The organism is Streptomyces sp. NRRL S-118 (assembly GCF_000716335.1).
In the GTDB taxonomy this organism is placed as follows: Bacteria; Actinomycetota; Actinomycetes; order Streptomycetales; family Streptomycetaceae; genus Streptomyces.
Window position 1 is genome coordinate 360,315 of sequence record NZ_KL591008.1, and the last position, 22,110, is coordinate 382,424.

Below are 22,110 nucleotides of genomic sequence, written 5' to 3' on the forward strand. Positions count from 1 at the left end.
GTCAAGGGGTCGCAGGTTCAAATCCTGTCGTCCCGACTTGCGGAGTAGCAGGTCGGAGGTCATTTCCGGTTGGCCGGAAGTGGCCTCTTGGTCGTTCCGGGGAACCAGATGGGGACCGAGCACCATGGGGCGGTCAGGTAACGCACCTTGACTCGGGCAAGGTGCGTTACCGGGGCGATGGTCAAACGTTCCGGCCTGCGCAAACGATGCCCTTGATACCGCGTCCCGGCCGACAGCGCACAACTGGCTGCGGCGATCGGGGTCGGCGGACTCCTCCATCTGTTCCACCGGCGGCGCGGGCCGTGCCGCCGCCGGGCACCCCGAGCGACATCCCGCGACCCACCACCGCACGCACGGGGTCCTCCAGAAGGGTGCCGCAAACACCCTGGTCGCGCTGAAGGCGATGCCGACGCCTTGCGACAACTCCTGGGGTGGGTCGAAGAGATCGCGCATCCGGCCGCAGAACAGTAGGAAGCAGCCGAATTCATCCGTCCCCCTTCCGTGCCCGCAGGTTCGCCGAGTCGGTCCCTGCGGGCAGGTGGGCGATTCGATGTCATATGTGCTTGATGTTGCTTTATGTGGTCTTTAGTGTTTGCCGGGAGGGAAACGCTGCGAGGTCCGAGTCCCGTGCCACCGTCCGGAAGCGAGGTGTGGAGCGCGTGCACGCGAGGTGCGGCTGCCGGCCGGTTTCGGATCGGAAGGGACGTCCCGGAGGGACGCGAGGGCTGCGGGCGTTCGCCGTACTGCTGTTGCTGACGTCGGTGCTCGCCGCCTGTGGCAGTGACGAGGGCTCCGGCAGGCCCACCCTCAACTGGTACAACTTCCCCGACGACTCCGGTGCGCTCCAGAAGGCGGCCGACCGGTGCAGCCAGGCGTCGGGCGGCCGCTACAGGATCAGCTACAACAAGCTCCCGCGTGCCGCGGACGGCCAGCGCCAGCAGCTTGTCCGCAGACTCGCCGCCGAGGACGACTCGCTCGACATCCTGGGCCTGGACGTCACCTGGGCGGCGGAGTTCGCCGAGGCACGCTGGATCCGGGAATGGACGGGGGCGGCGAAGCGGCAGGCCGTCGAGGGCACCCTGCGCGTACCGCTGCAGACCTCGACCTGGAAAGGCAAGCTGTACGCCGTCCCGTACAACACCAACACCCAGCTCCTGTGGTACCGCAAGGACCTGGTGCCCACCCCACCCAGGACCTGGGCCGAGATGCTGGACATGGCCGGCGCCCTCGCCCGTCAGGACAAACCGCACTTCGTGGAGATCCAGGGTGCCCAGTACGAGGGCCTGACCGTCTGGTTCAACACGCTGATCAACAGTGCGGGCGGCTCCATCCTCAACGCGAGCGCGACCGGGCCTTCCCTCGGGCCTCCCGCTGTTCGGGCCGCTGCGATCATGCGTGATCTGGCGGAATCCCCGGCTGCGGACCCCTCCCTGCCCAACCAGATGGAGGACCAGAACCGCCTCGCCATGGAGTCGGGGGTGGCGGCGTTCGAGCTCAACTACCCGTTCGTCTATCCCTCGATGAAGGCGAACAACCCCGAGCTTTTCAAGAACTTCCGCTGGGCGCCGTACCCCCGGGTCGACGTGAACCGCCCCGCACGGCCCACCATCGGCGGCATCGACCTGGCTGTGAGCGCCTACTCGCGCCACCCCGACCTGGCCTTCGAGGCGGCGCTGTGCCTGCGCAACCGGGAGAACCAGCTCATCGCCGCGCTCGAGGGCGGTCTGCCGCCCACCCTGCGCGCCCTGTACGACGAGCCCGCGTTCATGAAGGAGTACCCCTTCTCCGGGGAGGTGCTGGCCGCCCTGGAATCGGCGAGCGTGCGCCCGCTCACTCCGGCCTACCAGAACGTGTCGATCGCGGTCTCCCACACGCTGTCTCCGCCGTCCGGGATCGAACCGGAGAGCTCCGTCGACACCATCAGGGACCAGATCGACGATGCCCTGCGATCCGAGGGTGTGATCCCGTGAACCACCTCCTCCCGCACCACTCCGTCAGCCGGCGCCGCAGCGCGCGGGCCTCGTCCTCGGACGGCTCGAGATGAGCACGCGGGCGCAACCGGCCGGAACCCCGCCGCCCCCCGAGGCGGAGACGGAGCAGACGGGGCCGGACCGGGCGGCACTCTCGGCGGGAGCCAGGCAGGAGCGGCGGCTCGGCTGGCTGCTCTGCGCGCCTGCGGTCGTCGTCATGATCGCCGTGACCGCCTACCCCATCGGGTACGCCGTCTATCTGTCCCTCCAGCGGTACGACCTGCGCTTTCCCGGACAGGCGGAGTTCGTGGGCCTGAGCAACTACGGGGCGGTGCTGTCCTCCCCGTTCTGGTGGGACGCCTTCTGGGTCACGCTGTTCATCACCGCCGTGTCCGTGACGATCGAACTGGTCCTCGGAATGGGGCTCGCCCTGGTCATGCACCGCACGATCTTCTGGCGCGGCGTCGTCCGCACGTCGGTCCTCATTCCGTATGGGATCGTCACCGTGGTCGCCGCCTTCTCCTGGCAGTACGCCTGGACCCCGGAGCTCGGATACCTCGCCGAGTTGTTGCCCAGCGGGGAGGCCCCGCTGACCGAGCAGTGGCCCGCCCTCTGGCTGATCATCCTCGCCGAGGTGTGGAAGACGACGCCGTTCATGGCCCTGCTGCTGCTCGCGGGCCTCGCGCTGGTCCCCGAGGAGACCCTGAAGGCGGCCATGGTGGACGGTGCCACCGCCTGGCAGCGCTTCACCAAGATCATGGTTCCGCTGATGAAGCCGGCCATCCTGGTGGCGCTGCTCTTCCGCACACTGGATGCGTTCCGGATCTTCGACAACATCTACGTCCTGACCGCGGGCGCCCAGGGGACCGGCTCTCTGTCGATCCTCGGGTACGACAACCTGTTCACCGCGCTGAACCTGGGCATCGGGTCGGCGATCTCGGTCCTGATCTTCATCTGTGTCGGGATCATCGCCTTCACCTTCGTCAAGCTGTTCGGCACCGCCGCACCCGGCGCGGAGGTGAAGCGCTGATGGCCGCGGTGGGAAGGACGCACGCCGCCCGATGGGGTGTCATGAACGTCGTGGTGGTGCTGTACGCCCTGTTCCCTGTGTGGTGGATCGCCGCGCTGTCGTTCAAGGACCCCACCACCCTGACGGACGGCAACTACATCCCCACGGACTGGACCTGGGAGAACTACCGGGGCATCTTCGAGACCGCCGAGTTCACCCGTGCGCTGATCAACTCGATCGGTATCGCCCTGATCGCCACGGTGATCGCGGTGGCGCTGGGCACCATGGCCGCCTATGCGGTGGCCAGGCTGCGCTTCCCCGGCAAGCGGGTGCTGATCGGCATGTCGCTGTTGATCGCCATGTTCCCGCCGATCTCCCTGGTGTCACCGCTGTTCGACATCGAGCGGATCCTCGGGATCTTCGACACCTGGGTCGGGCTGATCATCCCGTACATGACCTTCTCGCTGCCGCTGGCGATCTACACCCTGTCGGCGTTCTTCCGGGAGATCCCCTGGGATCTGGAGAAGGCAGCCAAGGTCGACGGGGCGACGCCCGCGCAGGCCTTCCGGATGGTCATCGTGCCGCTGGCCGCGCCGGGCGTGTTCACCACGGCCATTCTCGTGTTCATCTTCTGCTGGAACGACTTCCTGTTCGCGATCTCGCTGACTTCCACCGAGTCCGCGCGCACGGTGCCCGCCGCGATCGCGTTCTTCACCGGGAGCTCCCAGTTCCAGCAGCCCACAGGGTCGATCGCCGCCGCTGCTGTGGTCATCACCATCCCGATCATCGTGTTCGTCCTGTTCTTCCAGAGGCGGATCGTCGCCGGACTGACCTCCGGGGCAGTCAAGGGGTGAACGGGCCGACCGCGGCGGACAGGCCACCGGTCCGAGACACCGACCGCAGTACCCGGACCCGGAAGGCATGAAGGCAAGGAGGCACCATCCATGGCCGAGATCATCCTTGAGGGAGTCACCAAGCGCTTTCCCGACGGGGCCCTCGCCGTGAAGGACGTGGACCTCGAGATCGCCGACGGCGAGTTCGTGATCCTGGTCGGTCCGTCGGGATGCGGCAAGTCCACCACCCTGAACATGATCGCCGGACTTGAGGACATCACCGAGGGCACCCTGCGCATCGGAGGGCGAGTCGTCAATGACCTGGCTCCCAAGGAACGCGACGTCGCCATGGTGTTCCAGAGCTATGCCCTGTACCCGCACATGAACGTCCGGGAGAACATGGGCTTCCCGCTGCGCCTGGCCAAGATGGACAAGGACACGATCAACGCCAAGGTGACGGAAGCCGCCCGGATCCTTGACCTGACCGAGCACCTGGACCGCAGGCCCGCCAACCTCTCGGGCGGTCAGCGCCAGCGGGTGGCCATGGGGCGGGCGATCGTCCGTGACCCCAAGGCGTTCCTGATGGACGAGCCGCTGTCCAACCTGGACGCCAAACTCCGGGTACAGATGCGCACTCAGATCTCCCGGCTGCAGCGGCGTCTCGGCACGACCACCGTGTACGTCACCCACGACCAGACCGAGGCGATGACGCTCGGCGACCGGGTCGTGGTCATGAGACAGGGCCTGGTCCAGCAGATCGGCACACCTGCCGAGCTGTACGACCTGCCGCGCAACATCTTCGTCGCGGGCTTCATCGGCTCCCCGGCGATGAACTTCCTGAACGCCACTTCGGCGGGCGGTGCCCTGCGCTCGTCCCTGGGCGACCTGCCCCTCGACGATCGTACGAGGCAGGCGCTGGAACGGCAGAACGCTCCCCGCGAGGTCATCGTCGGGCTGCGACCGGAGGCATTCGAGGACGTGGCCCTGTCGCACGGCCGGGACCGGACGGGCCCGGTCTTCACCGCCACCGTGGAGGTACTGGAGTCGCTGGGATCCGATGTGTATGTCTACTTCACCGCGGAGGGCGGGCCCGCGACGACCACCGAACTGGAGGAGCTCGCCAAGGACTCCGGCCTGCGAGACACCGGCGCCGACACCCATCACATCGTGGCCCGCCTGGACGCCGCCACGCGTGCCCGCGAGGGCGAACCGGTGGAGCTGCGGGTCGACATGGCCAAGGCGCACGTTTTCGACCCGGCGACCGGAGCGAACCTCACGCATCCGGCGAGGGCCGAGTGACGATGCGCCGCCCAGGACACGATCCGCGTCCATGTACCGGCGACTCAGGAGACGGCTGGTCCGTGTCGCCGGTTGCGGCGGGCGGTCGGCGGCCCGTGCGGCAGATTCGTCCCCACCTGTGCCGAGGGAAGTCGCGGGCCGGCTGCGGTGTCAGTGCGCTGAGCTATCCTTCCCGCCACCGCACACCGACTGTAGGGACCACGAGAATTGTCCGGCCTGTCTGCCTTCCCCCTGCCCTTCCAAGCCTCCCGTTCCCTGTCGTTCGCGACACCCCGAACGCTGCGGGAACGGCAGATGATGCAGTGCAGCGCGCACATCCGGGCGAAGCCGGGGTGGTTCGACAAGATGCACGATGCGGACATCGTCGCCAGGTGGAAGCAGGAAGCGGTCGCCCAGGGCCTCACCGAAGCGCAGGTCCGGTACGTGCTTGCCGAACTCGAGCACTACGCGGCGCTGCGGGACGGACGAACCGGCATCGAGGTGTCCGCCGTCGACGGGGTGTGGCAGTCGGACACACTGATCGACGACAAGCTCGCATCCCGCCTGCGCGAGGCGGTGCGGGTTCTGGAAGAGGTCCCCGAAGCGGACCGGGACTGGCACCCCGGATCCGGCGGGCAGGTACTGGACCTGGTCCACCCCTCACTGTTCTGCCTGGTGAGAGGCGTGAGCGGCGCGCCCGAGCGGGCTTGGCAGAACCCGACGGACCGCTACTCGACGTACGAGTTCTCGGAGAAGTTCCAGTGGCTGCCCACGGACGTCGACGTCAGTGACGACGGCGATGTCGCCTTCCGTTCGTACGTGAACAACGTCCACCCCGAGACCCATCACGAACTGGCCGCCGTCCTCCCGGACTTGTTCGCGCGCATGCGCCCGCTGCTGGAGAACGTGCTCACCGATCTGCGCCATCCGCGTCCCCTGCGGATCGAGGCGGATCCCTACGGGTGGTACGACTCGGAACCGGAGTTTCCGGACAAGTCCTCGTACAGTGATGCTGCGGCCTACGCGGAAGCCCTGCGTGCATGGGAGGAGGCCCAGGACGACTGGTGGGAGAACCGCCGCCCGGTCGTCCCGGACGCCCCGGACTTCACCCCGCCCGAGGTGCCCGACGCATCCTCCCGGGTGGACCTGCGCGGCCGTCGTCTTCAGGTCATCGTCAAGCTCGCCACGGTTCACCTGACCCCGGACAAGCCCGAGTACCCAGGCGGTTCCTGGCATGTCGAGGGGATGCTGAACGAGCGGATCGTCTCGACCGGCATCTACTACTGGGACAGCGAGAACATCACCGAGAGCCGGCTGAGCTTCCGGGCGGCGCTCGACGACCCGCACTACGAACAGAACGACGACAACGGTCTGCGTGAGGTCTACGGCCTGGAGGACGAAGACGCACTGAACCAGATGCTGGGGTCGGCGTCGACGCCGGCGGGTCGCTGCCTGGCGTTCCCGAACATCCTGCAGCACCGGGTCGGCTCATTCCGCCTCGTGGACCCCACCCGCCCGGGACACCGCAAGATTCTTGCCTTCTTCCTGGTGGACCCGTCGGAGAAGATCGTCTCGACGTCCGATGTGCCACCGCAGCAACCATGGTCCGCCACCTCCACCATGACGCTCGAACAGGCCAAGGACTACCGCGAACAACTCATGCGGGAACGCAAGTTCTTCGTGGACGAACACAACGAGCAGCTCTATGAGCGGGAGTTCTCCCTCTGCGAGCACTGAACCTCGACGTGCGGGTCGGCACCGGACTCGTGGGTGAGGAGCGCTTGGCCGTCCTGGAGGCCGAGTGCGCACGGCCGGTCGCGCTCGGCGCGGTACGCGTGCGACTCATGCCCGCCGACGACGAGAACGAGTCCTGCATCGCGATGCAGGACGTCGAGGGCAACGAGTTCCGTCTCGACTGAGCATCCTCCGACACAGGGGCCGTTCCGGAGCGATCCGGAACGGCCCCTGATCATCAACAGGTCAGCCCACGAAGTGCTTCTCCCGTGACGTGAGCCCCGGCGACGTTCCGTGAGGCTTCGCAAGGGTGTCGCCCTCCACGTCGATGGCCGGCAGGAGCCGGTCGAGCCAGCCGGGCAGCCACCAGGCGGACCTGCCGAGGAGGGCGAACAGGGCCGGCACGATGGCCATACGGACGATGAAGGCGTCGAAGAGGACGGCGGCGGCGAGGCCGAAGCCGATCATCTTGACGAAGTCGTTGTCCTCCATGACGAAGCCGGAGAAGACGCTGGCCATGATGATCGCGGCGGCGCCGACGACCCGGCCGCCGTACCGGAACCCGGCGACGACCGCCTCGCCGGGGCGGGCGCCGTGGGCGTACGCCTCTCGCATCCGGGAGACCAGGAAGACCTCGTAGTCCATCGCGAGGCCGAAGACCACACCGATCATGAAGATCGGCAGGGTGCTCATGACCGGGCCGGGATGGTCGACGCCGAGGAGACCGGCCAGCCAGCCCCACTGGAAGACGGCCACGACCGCCCCGAGGGCCGCGGTCACCGAAAGGAGGAAGCCCAGGGCGGCCTTGAGGGGGACGAGCACCGACCGGAAGACCAGCATGAGCAGGAGGAAGGCCAGGCCGACGACCAGACCGAGGTAGGGGAGCAGAGCGTCGTCGAGCGTCCGGGAGAAGTCGATGAACATCGCGGTCTGGCCGGCGACCATGATCTCCGTGGCACCCGTCCGGGACTCGAGACCGTCCGCCAGGTCGCGCAGCGAGCGCACCAGGTCCTCGGTCCTGCTGTCGGTGGGTCCGGTGTCGGGGACGACGCCGACGAGGGCGGTGTCACCGGCCGGGTTGGCGGTCACGGGGGAGACGGCCGCGACTCCCGGGACCTGTTCCAGAGCCGTCCGCACCTGCTCCGCCGCCGTCCGCGCGCCCTTCGCCTCGACGGTGATCGTCAGCGGCCCGTTGAAGCCGGGACCGAAGGAGTCCGACAGCATGTCGTACGCCTTGCGCTGGGTGGTGTGCGGGGCCATGGTCCCCTCGCCGGGCAGGCCCAGTTCGAGGCTCGCGGCGGGCAGGGCGAGGGCCCCGAGGCCCAGCACGCCGAGCACCAGGACGGCGACGGGCCGGCGCAGCACGAGTCCGGCCCAGCGGGCCCCGAGGCCGGGCTTCCCGCGCGCCGCGCGCTCGTCGGCCTTGCGCTGCTGACGCTGCGACAGCGGCTTGCCGGTGTACCGCTTGCGGTCCCGGCGGGCGAGGACCCTCACGGGGGCGAAGCCCAGCAGCGCGGGCACGAAGGTGATCGCGACGAGCACGGCGACGGCGACGGTGCCGGCGGCGGCGAGGCCCATCTTGGTGAGCATCGGGACGTTCACCACCGCGAGCCCGGCCAGGGCGATGATCACGGTGAGCCCGGCGAAGACCACGGCCGAGCCCGCGGTGCCCACGGCGCGGGCGGCGGCGTCCGCGCGTTCGCGCCCCTCGGCCATCTCGGAGCGGTAGCGGGAGACGATGAACAGCGCGTAGTCGATCCCGACGGCGAGGCCGATCATCATCGCGAGCGTCGAGGTCGTGGACGACAGGCCGAGGGTGCTGCCGAGTGCGGTGACGGCGCTGATGCCGATGCCGACGCCGATCAAGGCCGTCAGCAGGGACATGCCGGCGGCGACCAGCGAGCCGAAGGTGAGCAGCAGAACGACGGCGGAGACGAGGATGCCGAGCTTCTCTCCCGTACCGTTCATCCCCTGGTCGATCGCGACGGCGTCACCGCCCGCCTCGATGACGAGACCCGTGTCCCGGGCCCGCTCCATGGCCCGGTTCAGACCGTCGTGCGCCGCCGCGGTGAGTTCGGTGGCCTTCGCCTCGTACGTGACGTAGGCGTACGCGGTCGTACGGTCGCCGCTGACGGTGTCCGCCGTGAACGGGTCGGCCACAGCCGCCACTTGCGGCGCCGTGGACAGGGCGGCGACGAGCGCCGCGACCTGCGCCTTGCGGCCGGGGGAGGTGATCTGCTCGGTGCCGGGGGCGCGGATGACGACGCGGGCGGTGGCGCCGTCCGCGCGGGCGTCGGGGAACTTCTCCTGGAGGAGGTCGAACGCCTTCTGCGACTCCGTACCCGGCATGGAGAACGTGTCGGCGGGAGGGGCCGGGGCCGTGGAGGCCGCGAAGCCCGCACCGACGAGGGCCAGGAGCCACAGGAGGACGACCAGGCCCCGCCGTCGGAAGGCGAAGCGGCCGAGGCCGGAAAGGAAGGTTGCCACAGTGGTGGAGTCCTGTCGGGTAGGAGTGGACGTTGTCGGGTGTGGGGTGCGCGGGCAGCGCCCTCGTCCCGGCGGCGCGCAGGAGGTGCCGCCGGTGCGGGTGTCCTGAGAGGGGGTGTCCGTCGGGCTCCTGAACGCCGGGGCAGCAGGGCGGACCCGGCGTCGGGGGAGCCGCGAGGGCGGCGGTGCGCAGGAGGTGCCGCGAGGGGAGCCGCATCCGCCGAGGGTGGCTACCGCCCCGGTGGCGGGGAGGTGATGTCTCCCCGGATGCGGCTCGACGGCGGGGGAGGTGCCCGGGTGACCGAGTGCGCCTTGGGGGTACCCCCGGACGGCCTGCCGGCGGGCGGCGGGGACCCGGGCAACGGGGTCCCGGGCGCCGAGTCGAGCGGCGACGGGGCGACGCGCCCGGCGCGTGCGGTCCCCTGCGACCGGGCCCCGCGGATGCGGTCCGAGGCCGGACGGCGCCTGCGTCGCGTTGATGTGGCGACGAGGCGGCGTGGCTACGAGGCGGCCGGCCGGCCCTGTTCCGTGACGGTGACGGCCGAGGCGGGGCACGCGCCGGCGGCCATGCGGACCGAGGGGTGCTGGTCCTGCGGCGGACTGGCGTCCAGCAGGAGGACCAGACCCTCCCTCTCGTCCTGGTCGAAGACCGCGGGAGCGGTCAGGGCGCACATGCCCGCGCCGAGGCAGCGGTCGCGGTGGACGCGGATGTCCATGGGATCAGACCTCGTCCCAGGTGACCGGCAGCCGGTGCACGCCGTAGATGTTCATGTCGGTGCGCAACGGGACGTCGCCGGCCGGGATGTCGAGGCGCAGCGTGGGGAACCGCCTCAGCAGCGCGGGCAGCGCCACCGTGAGCTCCACGCGGGCCAGTTGCTGGCCCAGGCACTGGTGGATGCCGTGTCCGAAGCCCAGGTGTCCCGCGGCCTTGCGGCGCAGGTCGAGGACGTCGGGGTCGGGGAACCTCTCCGGGTCCCGGTTGGCGGCCTCGAGCGAGAGGGTGACGCTCTCGCCGGCCGCGATCGTCCTGCCGTCCAGCTCGACGTCCTCCAGCGCCGTCTTCACGGTGGTGTGGGCGACCGTCAGGTACCGCAGGAGCTCTTCGACGGCCTGCGGCGCGAGGTCGGGCTCCGAGCGCAGGGCCGCGGCCTGGGCCGGGTTGCCGAGCAGGGCGAAGGTCCCGTGGGCGATCATGTTGGCGGTCGTGTCGAGCCCGGCGGCGAGCAGGAAGCCGCCGATCCCGACGAGTTCCTCGTCGGTGAGGTCGGAGTCCTGAGCCAGGTCGCCGAGGAGGTCGTCGGAGGGTGCGGAGCGCTTGGCGGCGACCAGCTCGGCCATGTACTCCTGGAGGCCGACGAACGCGGCGTACCGTTCCTCCGGTGTCGGGTCCATGGCCATGAGCGTGTGGGCGTGGTGCTGGAAGCGTTCCCGGTCGGCGTAGGGCACGCCGAGGAGCTCGCAGATCATCAGCGCCGGGATCGGCCGGGCGAACGCCTCGACCAGGTCGGTGCCCGGCCCACGGCGCTCCATCACGTCCAGGCGCTCGGCCGTGATCTCCTCTAACCGCTCGGTGAGCCGGCGCATCCGGCGGACGGTGAATTTGCCGGCCAGGAGCCGCCGGAAGCGGGTGTGCTCGGGAGCGTCCATGCCGGTCATGTCCCCGACGGGCGCGGGCGGCAGGGGGCCTTCGGGCCCCCCGGGGAAGGGGTAGTGCATCAGCTCGTACCGCGAGCTGAACCGCGAGTCGCCCAGGATCGAGCGGACCGCGGAGTATCCGGTGGCGAGCCAGCCGACGTGCCCGTCGGGGTAGGCCATCCGGGTCAGCGATCCCTTGTCGCGCAACTCCGCGAGTCCGGCGGGCGGGTCGAAGGGGCAGCCGGCGGTGCGCTGCGTGGGGATGGTGACGGGCTCGGTGTCGTCGGGCCGGGCCGACGGTCCGTGTGCGTGCTGCATGGTGTCCTCCGTGGGAAGCGATGTGCGGTGGTCGGTGACGTGCGGTGGCCGGGTGGGGCGGTGCTCAGCGCTTGGCGGTACGGCCGAAGGCGGACCGGGCCCAGAGGTAGCCGACGAGGGTCAGGCCGGCGCACCAGGCGAGGGCGAGGTATCCGCTGCTGCCGATGCCGGTGCCCATGAGCAGGCCGCGCAAGGTCTCGATGACCGGGGTGAAGGGCTGGTACTCGGCGAACCAGCGCAGCCCTGTCGGCATGGAGTCGGTCGGGACGATGGCGCTGCCGAGGAAAGGCAGGAAGGTCAGGGGCAGCGGTGTGTTGCTCGCCGACTCCGGTGTCCTGGCCACCAGGCCCATACCTGCCGCCAGCCAGGTCAGCGCGAGGATGAGCAGGGTCAGCAGTCCGGTCGCGGCGATCCATTCGACCAGGGAGGCGTCGGGGCGGAAGCCGATGGCGAGGGCGACGCCGATCACCAGGGCGACGCCCACCAGGGTCTGCAGCAGGCTGCCGACGACGTGCCCGGTCAGGAACGCGGCGCGGGAGATGGACATCGTGCGGAAGCGGTTGACGATGCCCTCCGTCATGTCGACGCAGACGCCGACCGCCGTCGCCACCGCCCCGGAGGTCGCGGCCATCAGGATGATGCCGGGCGCGACGTAGTCGATGTACTCGCCGCCACCGGCGGGGGCTCCGGAGATTCCGGCACCGAGTGCGCCCCCGAAGGCGTAGTTGAACAGCAGGAGCAACATCACCGGCATGAGGACGACGGAGAACGTCATCGCGGGATAGCGCAGCGCGTGCTTGAGGTTGCGCCGCAGCATCGTCATGGAGTCCCTGACGGCGTAGGTGAGGGTGCTCATCGGGCCATCTCCGTCGTGGTGCCGGGCGTGCCGTGACCGGTGAGGGTCAGGAAGACGTCGTCGAGGTCGGGGGTGTGCACGGTCAGCGACTCGGCGCGCACCGCCGCTCCGTCCAGGACGTCGAGTACGGCCCGCAGGGTCGGGATGCTGCCGTCGCTGGGGATGCGGAGCGTGAGCTCCTCGGGGTCGCGTGCGGCAGCGCCGAAGTGGCGGGCGGCGGTGTCGAGGTCGGCGGCTTCCGAGAAGCGCAGCCGGATGTGGCCGCCGGGGATGAGGCGCTTGAGCTCGTCCGCGGTTCCCTCGGCGACCAGCCTGCCCTTGTCGAGGACGGCGATGCGGTCGGCGAGCTGGTCGGCCTCCTCCAGGTACTGCGTGGTCAGGAAGATGGTGACGCCGTGGCCGGCGACGAGCCCGCGGATGATCTCCCACATGGTGCGGCGGCTGCGGGGATCGAGGCCGGTGGTCGGCTCGTCGAGGAAGATGATCCTCGGGTCGCCGACCAGGGTCATCGCCAGGTCGAGCTTGCGGCGCATGCCGCCGGAGAAGGCGGAGACCGGCTTGCGGGCGGCCTCGGAGAGTTCGAAGCGCCGCAGGAGCTCGGCCGCGCGGCGGCGGCCCTCGCGCCGTGGCAGGTGCTGGAGGTCCGCCATGAGGAGCAGGTTCTCCTCGGCGGTGAGGAGGTTGTCGACGGCCGCGAACTGGCCGGTGACTCCGATCGCGGCGCGTACGCCGTCGGGCCGGTCGGCGAGGTCGTGGCCGGCGACCCGGGCCTGTCCGGCGTCGGGCGCGATGAGCGTCGACAGGATCTCGACGGTGGCGGTCTTGCCGGCGCCGTTGGGCCCGAGGAGGGCGAAGACCGTGCCCTCGGGGATGTGCAGGTCGATGCCGTCGAGGACGACCTTGTCGCCGTACGACTTGCGCAGGCCGAGCGCGGAGATGGCGGGCGGCGCCGTGGCGCGGGCTTCGGCGGTGGGTGTCGTGGTCATGGGGTTCCGCTTTTCCTTCCGGGGAGGTCAGGCGCGGCGGACGACGATGTCGCCGACACTCGTGCGGGCGTGGATCTCGACGGTCTCGTCGGAGGCGTCGGGCCCTTCGGCGGCGCCGAGCGCGTTGCGGAACGTGCCGAACTTGGAGTTGACGTCCAGCCAGGCCGCGGTGGACTCGCGGATGCCGACCTCCACGTCACCGACGGCGGTGCGGAGGTCGATCACGCCCCGCGCCACCTGCTGCACGGTGATCGCGCCGTTGGCGGACTTGGCCTCGACCGAGGCGTGCGCGATACCGACCGTGATGCGGCCATTGGCGGCGCTGACCTTCAGGACACCGGTGATCTCGTCGATCGCCGTCTCGCCGTTCCCGTTCTTGACGGTCGCCGTTCCCGTGATCTCGCCGAGGTCGACCCGGCCCGCCCCGTAGATCTCGGCATCGCCCACGGCCCGGTCGACGCGGATGTCGCCGTGGCCGGTCCGCAGGTTCACCGCGGAGGTCTCGTCGAGCCGGATGTCGCCGAGCGAGGTCTTGATGCGGCACTCGCCGAGCGGCCCCTCGCCGGTGTAGTCGCCCATGGGGGAGTTGCCCCGGACGCGCGATCCGGCGGGGAGATCGACGGTCACGTCGATCGAGCCGTGCTTGCCGAACAGGCCGCGCTTCTTGGGCCCCTTGAGGGTGAGGGTGCCATTGGCGTACGTCACCTTGGTCTGCTGTGCGGCCCGTACGTCGGCGTCGTCGGCGGCGTTGCTCGGCAGCACATCCACGACGGTGTCCTGGCGCTTGCTCGCGCTGAGCCGCACGTTGCCGACCTCGAACTCGAGGACCGCGGTGATGGGTGCGGGGGTTTCGTAAGAAGGCATGGGTGTCCCGTCCTCTTGACTCTGAAGGGTGTTTCCGCAGGTGGGGCGGTCGTGCGTGGGCGTGGGAGCGAAGGACTCCGGCCGGGTCGGGTCCGCGAAGTCCGTCCGCCCGGCGGGCGGACGACACCGATTCGCAGGCTCTAGCGGACCCAGCCCTGGTAACCCTGGCCGGTGCGCGGGGTACGAGCGGCGGGCCGGGCGGGTCCGCCACCCGGCTCCAGGGCGGTGGCCACGGCCCGGACGAGCCAGGCGTTGACGGACAGACCCTCTCGGGCGGCCGCCTCCTCGACCCGGGCCTTCAGGGGCGCCGGAAGCCGGAAGTTGATCCGGGCCGTTCCGCCTTCGTCGCTGTCCGCCAGGGATGGCGCCACGGGTGGCGCCACAGGTGCCGCCATGGCGGGGGCCTCCTCGGTGGGGGCCTCGCCGACCGGTGGTGCCGTCACCACGAACTCGGGGTCGAGGCCCCGCAGACGGACGTCCACCGAGCCCGGCGCCAGCTCGCGCGTGATCTCGTCCGAGGCGGCGGAGAGGGCGTTCAGGAGCGTCAACCGGGCTGCGGACTCCAGTGGTGCGGTGAGCCGCTCGGCGAGGGCGCGCGCCTCGTCCCCGCCGGCGCTCGCGGCGACCGCGAGCTCGTGGCGGAGATGATCGACGTAGGGGGTCAGGTCCATACGAACATAGTGGCACCATGATGGCGCCATGGCAAGTGATTGTGGCGCCATGTGGCACCAAGTGGCATCAGGCGGGTGCCATGATGGCGCGTCGGAGCCGGAGACCGCGTCCTGCCGGGGGACGAGTTCCGCCACGGCCCGCCCTGCCGAACGAGTTCCGCCACGGCCCGCCCTGCTCGCCACGGGTCGGCGGCCGCCCTGGGGCCACGGGCTCCGCGGCGCAACCTGTTCGGGGGCGGGCAGCGCCGTCCCACCGGTGACGTGCCGCGCCAGGTCCGCCGGAAGGCGGGCGCTGCCGCAGACGTGCTCGCGCAGCGCCAGGCGGAGCACGGGGGCCTCCTCCAGCAGCGCCGTTCCGCCGGCCCCGGCCGCCGTTCCGCCGGACCCACCCACCGACCGCGACCGGTGCCGGGCCGCGCACCGGCCGACGGGCCCTGACCCACGCCCGGGTGAGGGTCACTCAGGGTGCGCTGTACACCTCCTGCGGGTCCGGCTGCGCGGTGAAGATCGACCTCTGGTCGTAGACGACCGAGACCCAGGGCCGACGCCGACGGAACCCGCGGCCGCCTAGCGTCCTGAGGCATGAAGACGTTACGAACACTGCGTCCGGCGGCCGTCGCCGCCCTCGCCCTGGCCCTCGCCGCGCCCGTATCGGCCGCGCACGCCCAGTCGACCGCCGACCGGGCGGCCCCGCTCGTCGCCTCCGTCCAGGAGGCCGCCGCCGGCGTCGTGCTGCCGAGCCCCGGGGGCCCCTCGCCCGTCGGCCGGTCCACGCTCCACCTCGTCGACCGGGCACGCCAGGACCTGTGGGTGCCCGAGCGGCCGCGCGAGCTGATGGTCGACATGTACTACCCGGCCCGCGACGCCGGGCGCACGCCCGCCCCGTACGCCGACCCGCGCGAGGCGCGGCGGCTGGTCGAGGCCGCGGGCGGCCAGGACGCCGCGGCCGGCGAGAAGCTGGGCGCCACCCGCACGCACGGCTTCGCCGGGGCACGGCCCGACCGCGGCCGCCATCCGCTGGTCCTGCTGTCACCCGGCTTCGGGGCCCCGCGGTTCACCCTGACGACCCTCGCGGAGGAACTGGCCAGCAGGGGGTACGTCGTCGCCCTGGTCGACCACGCCAACGAGTCCTCCGGCACGGTCTTCCCCGGCGGCCGCCTGCTGACCTGTGTGGCGTGCGAGAAGGCGGAGACGCTGGAGGACATGCGCAAGGCCACCGTCAACCGCGGGCAGGACCTGTCGTTCGTCATCGACCGGCTGACCGGCCCGCGGCCGGCGTGGAAGCACGCAGCGCTCATCGACCGCAAGAGGATCGGCGCGGCCGGCCACTCCCTGGGCGGCGCCGCCGCGGCCTCGGCCATGGCCCGGGACGGCCGCGTCCTGGCCGGCATCAACATGGACGGCACGTTCGGCGACCCCGTGCCCGAAGGCGGTCTCGGCAAGCGGCCGTTCATGATGCTCGGCACCGATGACCCCGTCCACCAGCCCGGAGGCGGGGACCCGACCTGGGACGTGGCGTGGCGGAACCTCGACGGCTGGAAGCGCTGGCTGGGGGTGACGGGCGCCCACCACTTCAGCTTCTCGGACGTACCCGTCCTCCTGGACCAGCTGAACATGCCGTACCCCGGCAGCCAGCCGACGCTGCCCGCCGGGCGGTCGGTCGATGTGACGCGGGCGTACGCGACCGCCTTCTTCGACCTCCACCTCCGCAACCGGCCCCAGCCGCTCCTGGACGGACCGTCGCCGCAGAACCCGGAGGTGCGTTTCATCCAGCCCGCACGGTGAGCCGCCGCCGGGCGCGGGCACCGCGCCCGGCGCTCGGACCGCGCCCGGCGCTCGGACCGCGCCCGGCACGCGCGCCGTGCGCGGTCCCTCGCGTCAGCCCGCGGCCACCGTCCCGCGCCGGGCCCGCAGCGGGGCGCCCCGCTCGCGCAGCGTCCACGGGTCCGCCAGCTCATGGAGGAGCAGCCGGTCGGCCAGGGCGGTGCGCTCCTCGGGAGCGAGCGCGGCGACGGCGGTGACGAGCCGCTCCGCGGTGGCCGTCCCGTCCACCGGACCGTCGTGCGCCAGGAGGCGCGCCGTCCCGGCGTCCAGGGGGGCGTGCTCTGCGGCACGGTCCGGCCGCGGCCCGCCCGCGCGGCGCAGCGGTTCAGCGGCCTCGTCGGGGAGCAGGTCCGCGTACGCGGGCAGGTCGGCTTCGTCGGCGGCGAGCAGCAGGTGCTTGGCGATCAGCGCGGTCTCGGGGAACGGAGTGCGGACGGCCAGCGCCGACAGCGCCGCGGGCGCGAGACCGGCCACGCAGCCCGCGTGCAGCAGGACCTCCCGGACGCGCCGCGCCCGGGAGGTGCCGGGCAGCAGGGCGGCGGTGCGCTCGATGAACCGGGTGAGGACCGCGTCGGCCTCCTCCGTGGCGGTGCCCTCCGCACCGCGGAACCAGCGGGCGAGGTAGCCGTACCACCACGCCAGCTGGACGGCGTACAGCTCCGCGACCGTGTGCTCGTACGCGCCGGCCGGGAGCAGCCCCTCCTCGTCGAGGTCCCGGAGGGCGGGGACGAGGTCGCGGTAGACGAGGCGTATCCAGGTGTGGGGGGAGCGCTGGATGCCCCAGCAGTCGCCACGCGCGTGGTCGGCCAGCAGCTCGGCGGGCGCGATGGTCCCGGCGGCGAAGTCGGTGACGAAACCGGTGACGGGGGGCGTGCCGGCCCCGGACTCCGCCGTGGCGCCGGAGCGGGCGGCCTCGAAGCGGTACAGGTGCTCGTCCGCGCGCGGCGGTCCGGGTACGGGCAGCTTGTCGTCGATCAGCCGCTCCAGCTCGGCGTAGCGGCGGTGGAGTGCGTCGAGGGGCAGGTCGAGCCCGGGGTGCAGGGGGTTGGCGAACCGGTTCTTGAACTTGGCGATCTCCTCGGACAGGGCCTGGTAGAGGAAGATCTTGTCGAACCGGTAGCTGAAGGACAGGCCGATGTAGGGGAAGACGGTGCAGTCCCGGCACTCCGAACGGTGCCCGACCTCCTCGTCGCGCACCCGGAGGAACTCCTCGTCCCGGACCAGCTCGCCCAGCGGACGGTCCCACTCCAGTGAGTTGTCGAAGGCGTGGTAGCACGGCAGGACCAGGCGGCCGTCGGGGCCGACGGTCAGGATGCGCTTGTTGGCGAAGCAGTCCGTGGGCGCGGTCGGGTCCAGCGTCTCCATGTACTTGCGGAAGTGCAGGTTGACGAGCGCGTACGGCTGGTACAGCAGGCGCAGCAGCTCGTCGGCGATCCGCCCGCCCGTGGGCTCGGAGGCGGACATGCGCTCCGTGCGCCGCGGACCCGCGCCGGCGAGCGGCTTGCCGTTCTGCTCGATCAGCTTCAGCTTCCGGGCGGTCCGGTTGACGTCCCTGACCGTGTCCTGCTCGTCGAAGTACTCGAACATGCCGGAGAAGTAGACCGGCAGCCGGTTGTCGTGCGCGAAGCGCAGCAGGTCCGGCAGCTCGTCCAGGTTCTCGCGGGTGACGACGCAGATGAGTTTCAGGTTGCCGGACCCGGTGGCGGCGATGCGCCGGATGACGTCGAGCGCCCGGTCCAGGGTCGGCACGCCCCGGATGGCCCGGTAGCGGTCGGGCCGCAGGGTGTCGAGGGAGACGTTCATGGTGTCGACGTACGGCACGATCGACTCGATGTGCTGGGCGAAGCGGATCCCGTTGGTGGTGATCTCCACCGTCATGCCGAGGGACTTGGCGTGCTGGACGATGCCGTCGATGTGCGGGTGCAGCACGGGCTCACCGCCGGTGAAGTCGACGTAGCGCACGCCGAGGGCGTGCAGCTCGTCCAGGATCTCCCGGCCGCGCTCCAGGCTCAGTTCCTCGTAGCCCTTGAACTTGTCGTCCTGCCAGACGTTGCAGTAGCCGCAGAGCGAGTTGCAGCGGAAGGTGATGTAGAAGCGGGCCGCCTGGAGCAGGCCGGTGTCCGCGGCGGTGTTCACCGTGGTGGTCACGGCGGTGGTGTCGGGAGTGGCGGGTACGGCCGCGGGTGCGGCTGCGTCGGTGGGCGGTGTCACTGTGGTCTCCGTGGGGTGGGCCGGCGCGGGCGGTGGGTGAGGGGCGGGGTCAGGGCAGGGGCTTTCCGCGGGCGGCGATCCACAGCGCGTACCACTCCTCGTGGGACAGGCCGGGCTCCCCGGCGGCCGCGTCACGGCAGGCGCGGATGCGTTCGGGCCGGCTGGTGCCGACGACCGGGCGGATGCCGGCCGGGTGCCGCTGGAGCCACCACAGCAGGACGGTCTCCGGCGTCGTGCCCTTCGCCGCGGCGAGTTCGCCGATCAGGTCGGCCGCCGGGGACGGCTCGGCGCCGGTGAAGCGGCCACGGGCCAGGGCGCCCCACGCCTGGAGCTCGATGCCGTGGGCGGTGCAGTACTCCAGCGTCCCGGACGGGAAGCCGTTGGCGGCCGCGGCGCCGGTGTTCACCAGGACGCCGTCCTCGACCCAGTCGCGCCGCTCCAGGCTCATCTCGAGCTGGTTGGCGACCAGCGGCACGTCGAGGTGCGCCTGGAGACGGTCGATCTGCGCGGCGCTCATGTTCGACACGCCGAACTGCCTTACCAGGCCCTGGGAGTGGAGCTCACCGAGCGCCCCGGCGATCTCGTCGGGGCGGGCGAGCGGATCGGGGCGGTGCAGGAGGAGCGTGTCGATGACGTCCGTGCGCAGCCGGGTCAGGCTCTCCTGAACGCGGCGGACGATGCTGCCGGCGCGCAGGTCGTACAGCCCCGGGCGGCCGCCCGCGGGCAGCCGGATGCCGCACTTGGTCTGGAGAACGATCCGTTCGCGCAGGCCGGGCGCCCGGGACAGCACCTCTCCGAAGACGGCTTCGGACTTGCCGTGCCGGTAGATGTCCGCGTGGTCGAAGGCGGTGATGCCCGCGTCGAGCGCGGCCTCGACGGCGGCCTGGGCGTGGTCGATGTCGGCGGCGGTGTACGGCGTGTCGTCCCAGGTGCCCCCCAGGCCCATGCATCCGTACAGCAGCCGGCCGTGCGGCGGCCGCTCCGCTCCGTGGGCTCCGCCCGGTGTGGTGTCGTGCATGCGGTTCAGTCCTTCACTGCGTCGGCGAGCATCTCCGCGGCGGCGAGCACCGGGAGCTGGGTGTTCGATGCGGGGACGGTCGGCAGCAGGGAGGCGTCCACGACACGCAGGTTCGCCAGGCCGCGGACCCTGCCCTCGCCGTCGGTCACGGCGAACGGGTCCTCCGGCCTCCCCATGGCACAGGTGCCGACGGGGTGCCAGTACGTGCCGAGCCGGGCCCGCAGCTCCGCGTCGGACGACTCCCGCGACGGGCTGCCCGGTACCGGACCCGCCAGACGCCGCAGCGGGGCCGCCGCCGCGAGCCGTTCCACGATCTCCAGGCCCGAGCGCAGGGCGGCGGCGTCCCGGCCGCCCGGGTCGGAGAGGAACCCCGGGTCGATGTCCGGGGCCTCGGCCGGATCGGCGGAGCGCAGCCGCACCCGGCCTCGGGACACGGGCTTCATCAGGAAGGCGGAGATGCCCGCCTCGTACGTGCCCGGCGGCAGCGAGCCGAACAGCGGATCCCCCGCGGACGGCAGGATGTGCAGGTTCCACGACCCCTCGGGGCACCCCACACCCGCCGCCCGGATCAGCATGCGGCTCACGTACAGGTCGCCCTCCCGCTCCTTCGCCGCCAGTGCCGGGTTCAGCGCATCGGTCGGCGCCAGCGGGACGAACAGCCCCGGCTGGTCGGTGAGGTTGGCGCCGACGCCGGGCAGGTCGGCCTCCGGACGGATGCCCAGGGCGCGCAGCTCGTCCGCCGGGCCGAGGCCGCTGCGCAGCAGGAGCGCGGCCGAGCCGAAGGTGCCGCAGGCCACGACGAAGGTGCCGGCCGTCAGGGTGTTCCGCCGCCCGTCGGTGACGACCTCGGCGGCGGTGACCCGGCCGCCGCGCACGATCAGCCGCTCCGCGGCCGTGCCGCCGAGGACGGTGAGGTTGGGGCGGGAGCGCGCCTCCCCGAGGTAGGCGAAGGCGGCGTTCCAGCGGGTGCCGTCCAGGGCGTTGAGCAGCGGCGTGCCGTACCCGGGGCCGCCGGGTGCGCCCATGTCCACCCGGGGGAAGCCCAGTTCGCGGGCGGCTTCCAGCGCGGCGCCGCTCCACGCGGACAGTTCGTGCTCCGGGACGGGCTGCAGCCGCATCTGTTCGACGGCGCGCCGCCGGTACGGCTCCAGCGCCGCGGCGGACCAGCGCTCCCCGCCCGCGCGGACCCACTCGTCGTGGTCGGCCGTGCTGCCCCAGGTGTTCCAGCAGCCGTTGACGCAGGAGGAGCCGCCGAGGACGCGGGCGCGGAAGCGGTGGACGGCGGTACGGCGCTCCCACAGGTGGTCGCGGGGCAGGGCGTGGGCGTCGAGGAGCGTGGGCGGCCACTCCCGCCACCGCGGCCCGTGGTCCGGCCCCGCCTCGACCAGGCACACGGAACGGCCCGGGTCCTCGCTCAGGCGGGCGGCCAGTACGCACCCGGCCACTCCGCCGCCGAGGACGACGACGTCGTGACCGGTGGAGCGGGCGGAGGCGCTCATGCGCCGTCTCCCGCCGGCACGCCGGCCCGGTCCAGCAGGTCGGCGAGGCCGATCGCGTCGGTCCGGGTGGACGGGACGGTGCAGGCGTGCGCCCCGGCCACCGCCCCGTACCGGCCGCAGCGCTCCAGCGGTTCGCCGCCGAGCCAGCCGTAGAGGAAGCCGGCGGCGAACGCGTCACCGGCTCCGTTGGAGTCGACCACCGGTGCCGGCGGGGCGACCGCCGGGATGTGCGTCAGCTCGCCGTCGGCCAGCAGGTACGCGCCCTCGCTGCCGGCGGTGGCCACCACGGCACGGGCCTTGCCGCGCTCGACGATGGCGCGCATGGTCCGCTCCGGGTCCGCCAGCGCCGTGGTGGACACGAAGACGAGGTCCGCCTCGTGGGCGAACGGCTCGTGGTAGGGGTTGACGCCGTCCCAGTTGTGCAGGTCCGTCGAGATGGTCGCACCGGCTTCCCGCAGCGCGGGGAGCGCGTGGGCGCACGGGTGGGTGATGACGACATGGGCGTGCCGGCTCGCGCGGGCCAGGTCGCGCACCACGTCCCCGGGCAGCCGGTCGGAGGCGCCCGCCCGGGTGTCGTCGTACAGCGACAGGCGCCGCCCGTCGGGCCCGACGAGGTTCACCGCACGCTTGGTGCCCCCGGGCTGGCGTACCTCGGTGAACGGGATGCCCCGGTCCCGGTGCAGGGCGCGCACGAGGTCGCCCTCGGGGTCGTCGCCGATCATGTCGAGGTGGTGGGTGCGCAGACCCAGGGCGTGCGTGCCCAGGGCGACGAAATCACCGCTCTGTCCGGCCCGGGTCACGATCCCGGGACGGATCATGTAGCTGTCGGCGAACGGGAGGGGCAGCTCGGGGACGTGGACGACGGTGTCCACGCCGGCGCCGCCCAGGACGAGGACGTCGATGTCGGTGTTCATGGG

17 protein-coding genes and 1 pseudogene are annotated in these 22,110 nt (G+C 71.7%); 7 read left to right on the top strand and 11 right to left on the bottom strand.

The annotated features are described in order from the left end of the window. Nucleotides 1–749 precede the first annotated feature (749 nt). The 6 genes and pseudogenes from IH00_RS0117165 to IH00_RS0117190 form a co-directional block, all read left to right on the top strand. Nucleotides 750–1,970, top strand: a complete 1,221-nt coding sequence (locus IH00_RS0117165; RefSeq protein WP_234334870.1) for an ABC transporter substrate-binding protein — start codon at nt 750–752, stop codon at nt 1,968–1,970. A gap of 70 nt (nt 1,971–2,040) precedes the next feature. Continuing rightward, the gene (locus IH00_RS0117170) at nt 2,041–3,000 is read left to right on the top strand and encodes a carbohydrate ABC transporter permease (protein WP_031074479.1); all 960 of its coding nucleotides are present in this window, start codon (nt 2,041–2,043) and stop codon (nt 2,998–3,000) included. Next, nucleotides 3,000–3,833 (top strand): carbohydrate ABC transporter permease, encoded by an 834-nt coding sequence (locus tag IH00_RS0117175; RefSeq protein ID WP_031074482.1) that lies wholly within the window; start codon nt 3,000–3,002, stop codon nt 3,831–3,833. Before IH00_RS0117170 ends, IH00_RS0117175 begins: the two co-directional genes overlap by 1 nt. A gap of 90 nt (nt 3,834–3,923) precedes the next feature. Next, entirely contained in the window at nt 3,924–5,111 is a 1,188-nt protein-coding gene (locus tag IH00_RS0117180; protein WP_031074484.1) for an ABC transporter ATP-binding protein, read from the top strand. A 207-nt stretch (nt 5,112–5,318) separates the two neighbouring features. Next, nucleotides 5,319–6,827, top strand: coding sequence for a DUF4246 domain-containing protein (locus IH00_RS0117185; RefSeq protein WP_031074486.1), 1,509 nt, complete (start codon nt 5,319–5,321; stop codon nt 6,825–6,827). Next, nucleotides 6,824–7,009 (top strand): annotated as a pseudogene (locus tag IH00_RS0117190) (VOC family protein); the annotation flags it as partial. The gene IH00_RS0117185 and the pseudogene IH00_RS0117190, both read left to right, overlap by 4 nt. 61 nt (nt 7,010–7,070) lie before the next feature. Here IH00_RS0117190 and IH00_RS0117195 read toward each other — a convergent pair. The 7 genes from IH00_RS0117195 to IH00_RS0117225 all read right to left on the bottom strand — a co-directional run bounded on the left by IH00_RS0117195 (nt 7,071) and on the right by IH00_RS0117225 (nt 14,641). Next, the gene (locus IH00_RS0117195) at nt 7,071–9,311 is read right to left on the bottom strand and encodes an MMPL family transporter (RefSeq protein ID WP_031074490.1); all 2,241 of its coding nucleotides are present in this window, start codon (nt 9,309–9,311) and stop codon (nt 7,071–7,073) included. 500 nt (nt 9,312–9,811) lie between these two features. Further along, nucleotides 9,812–10,027 carry a ferredoxin gene (locus IH00_RS0117200; RefSeq protein WP_031074492.1) on the bottom strand — a complete coding sequence of 72 codons (216 nt, stop codon included), beginning with the start codon at nt 10,025–10,027 and terminating at the stop codon, nt 9,812–9,814. Nucleotides 10,028–10,031: 4 nt separating this feature from the next. Then, nucleotides 10,032–11,264, bottom strand: coding sequence for a cytochrome P450 (locus tag IH00_RS0117205; RefSeq protein WP_031074494.1), 1,233 nt, complete (start codon nt 11,262–11,264; stop codon nt 10,032–10,034). A gap of 64 nt (nt 11,265–11,328) precedes the next feature. Beyond that, a complete protein-coding gene (locus IH00_RS0117210; RefSeq protein WP_031074496.1) occupies nt 11,329–12,120 on the bottom strand; it encodes an ABC transporter permease in 792 nt (263 codons plus the stop codon). Beyond that, the gene (locus IH00_RS0117215) at nt 12,117–13,106 is read right to left on the bottom strand and encodes an ATP-binding cassette domain-containing protein (protein WP_031074498.1); all 990 of its coding nucleotides are present in this window, start codon (nt 13,104–13,106) and stop codon (nt 12,117–12,119) included. Before IH00_RS0117215 ends, IH00_RS0117210 begins: the two co-directional genes overlap by 4 nt. A gap of 27 nt (nt 13,107–13,133) precedes the next feature. Continuing rightward, complete coding sequence (locus IH00_RS0117220; RefSeq protein ID WP_031074500.1) at nt 13,134–13,970, bottom strand: DUF4097 family beta strand repeat-containing protein; 837 nt, start codon at nt 13,968–13,970, stop codon at nt 13,134–13,136. A 140-nt stretch (nt 13,971–14,110) separates the two neighbouring features. Continuing rightward, nucleotides 14,111–14,641, bottom strand: coding sequence for a toxin-antitoxin system HicB family antitoxin (locus tag IH00_RS0117225; protein WP_031074501.1), 531 nt, complete (start codon nt 14,639–14,641; stop codon nt 14,111–14,113). Nucleotides 14,642–15,223: 582 nt separating this feature from the next. On the opposite strand from IH00_RS0117225, the gene IH00_RS0117230 reads away from it, so the two are divergent. Further along, on the top strand, nt 15,224–16,426 hold the full coding sequence (locus IH00_RS0117230) for an alpha/beta hydrolase family protein (protein WP_031074503.1): 1,203 nt from the start codon (nt 15,224–15,226) through the stop codon (nt 16,424–16,426). A gap of 93 nt (nt 16,427–16,519) precedes the next feature. Here the strand turns inward: IH00_RS0117230 and IH00_RS0117235 are convergent, their stop codons facing one another. From IH00_RS0117235 to IH00_RS0117250, 4 genes are read right to left on the bottom strand one after another with little or no spacing between them, the layout of a single operon-like run. After that, nucleotides 16,520–18,676 (bottom strand): radical SAM protein, encoded by a 2,157-nt coding sequence (locus IH00_RS0117235; RefSeq protein WP_031074504.1) that lies wholly within the window; start codon nt 18,674–18,676, stop codon nt 16,520–16,522. 49 nt (nt 18,677–18,725) lie between these two features. Continuing rightward, nucleotides 18,726–19,694 carry an aldo/keto reductase gene (locus tag IH00_RS0117240; protein ID WP_234334871.1) on the bottom strand — a complete coding sequence of 323 codons (969 nt, stop codon included), beginning with the start codon at nt 19,692–19,694 and terminating at the stop codon, nt 18,726–18,728. 5 nt (nt 19,695–19,699) lie between these two features. Beyond that, nucleotides 19,700–21,193: a GMC family oxidoreductase gene (locus IH00_RS0117245; RefSeq protein ID WP_031074508.1), complete on the bottom strand. Its 1,494-nt coding sequence runs from the start codon at nt 21,191–21,193 to the stop codon at nt 19,700–19,702. Continuing rightward, entirely contained in the window at nt 21,190–22,107 is a 918-nt protein-coding gene (locus IH00_RS0117250) for an adenosine kinase (protein ID WP_031074510.1), read from the bottom strand. Before IH00_RS0117250 ends, IH00_RS0117245 begins: the two co-directional genes overlap by 4 nt. Between the last annotated feature and the right edge of the window lie 3 nt (nt 22,108–22,110).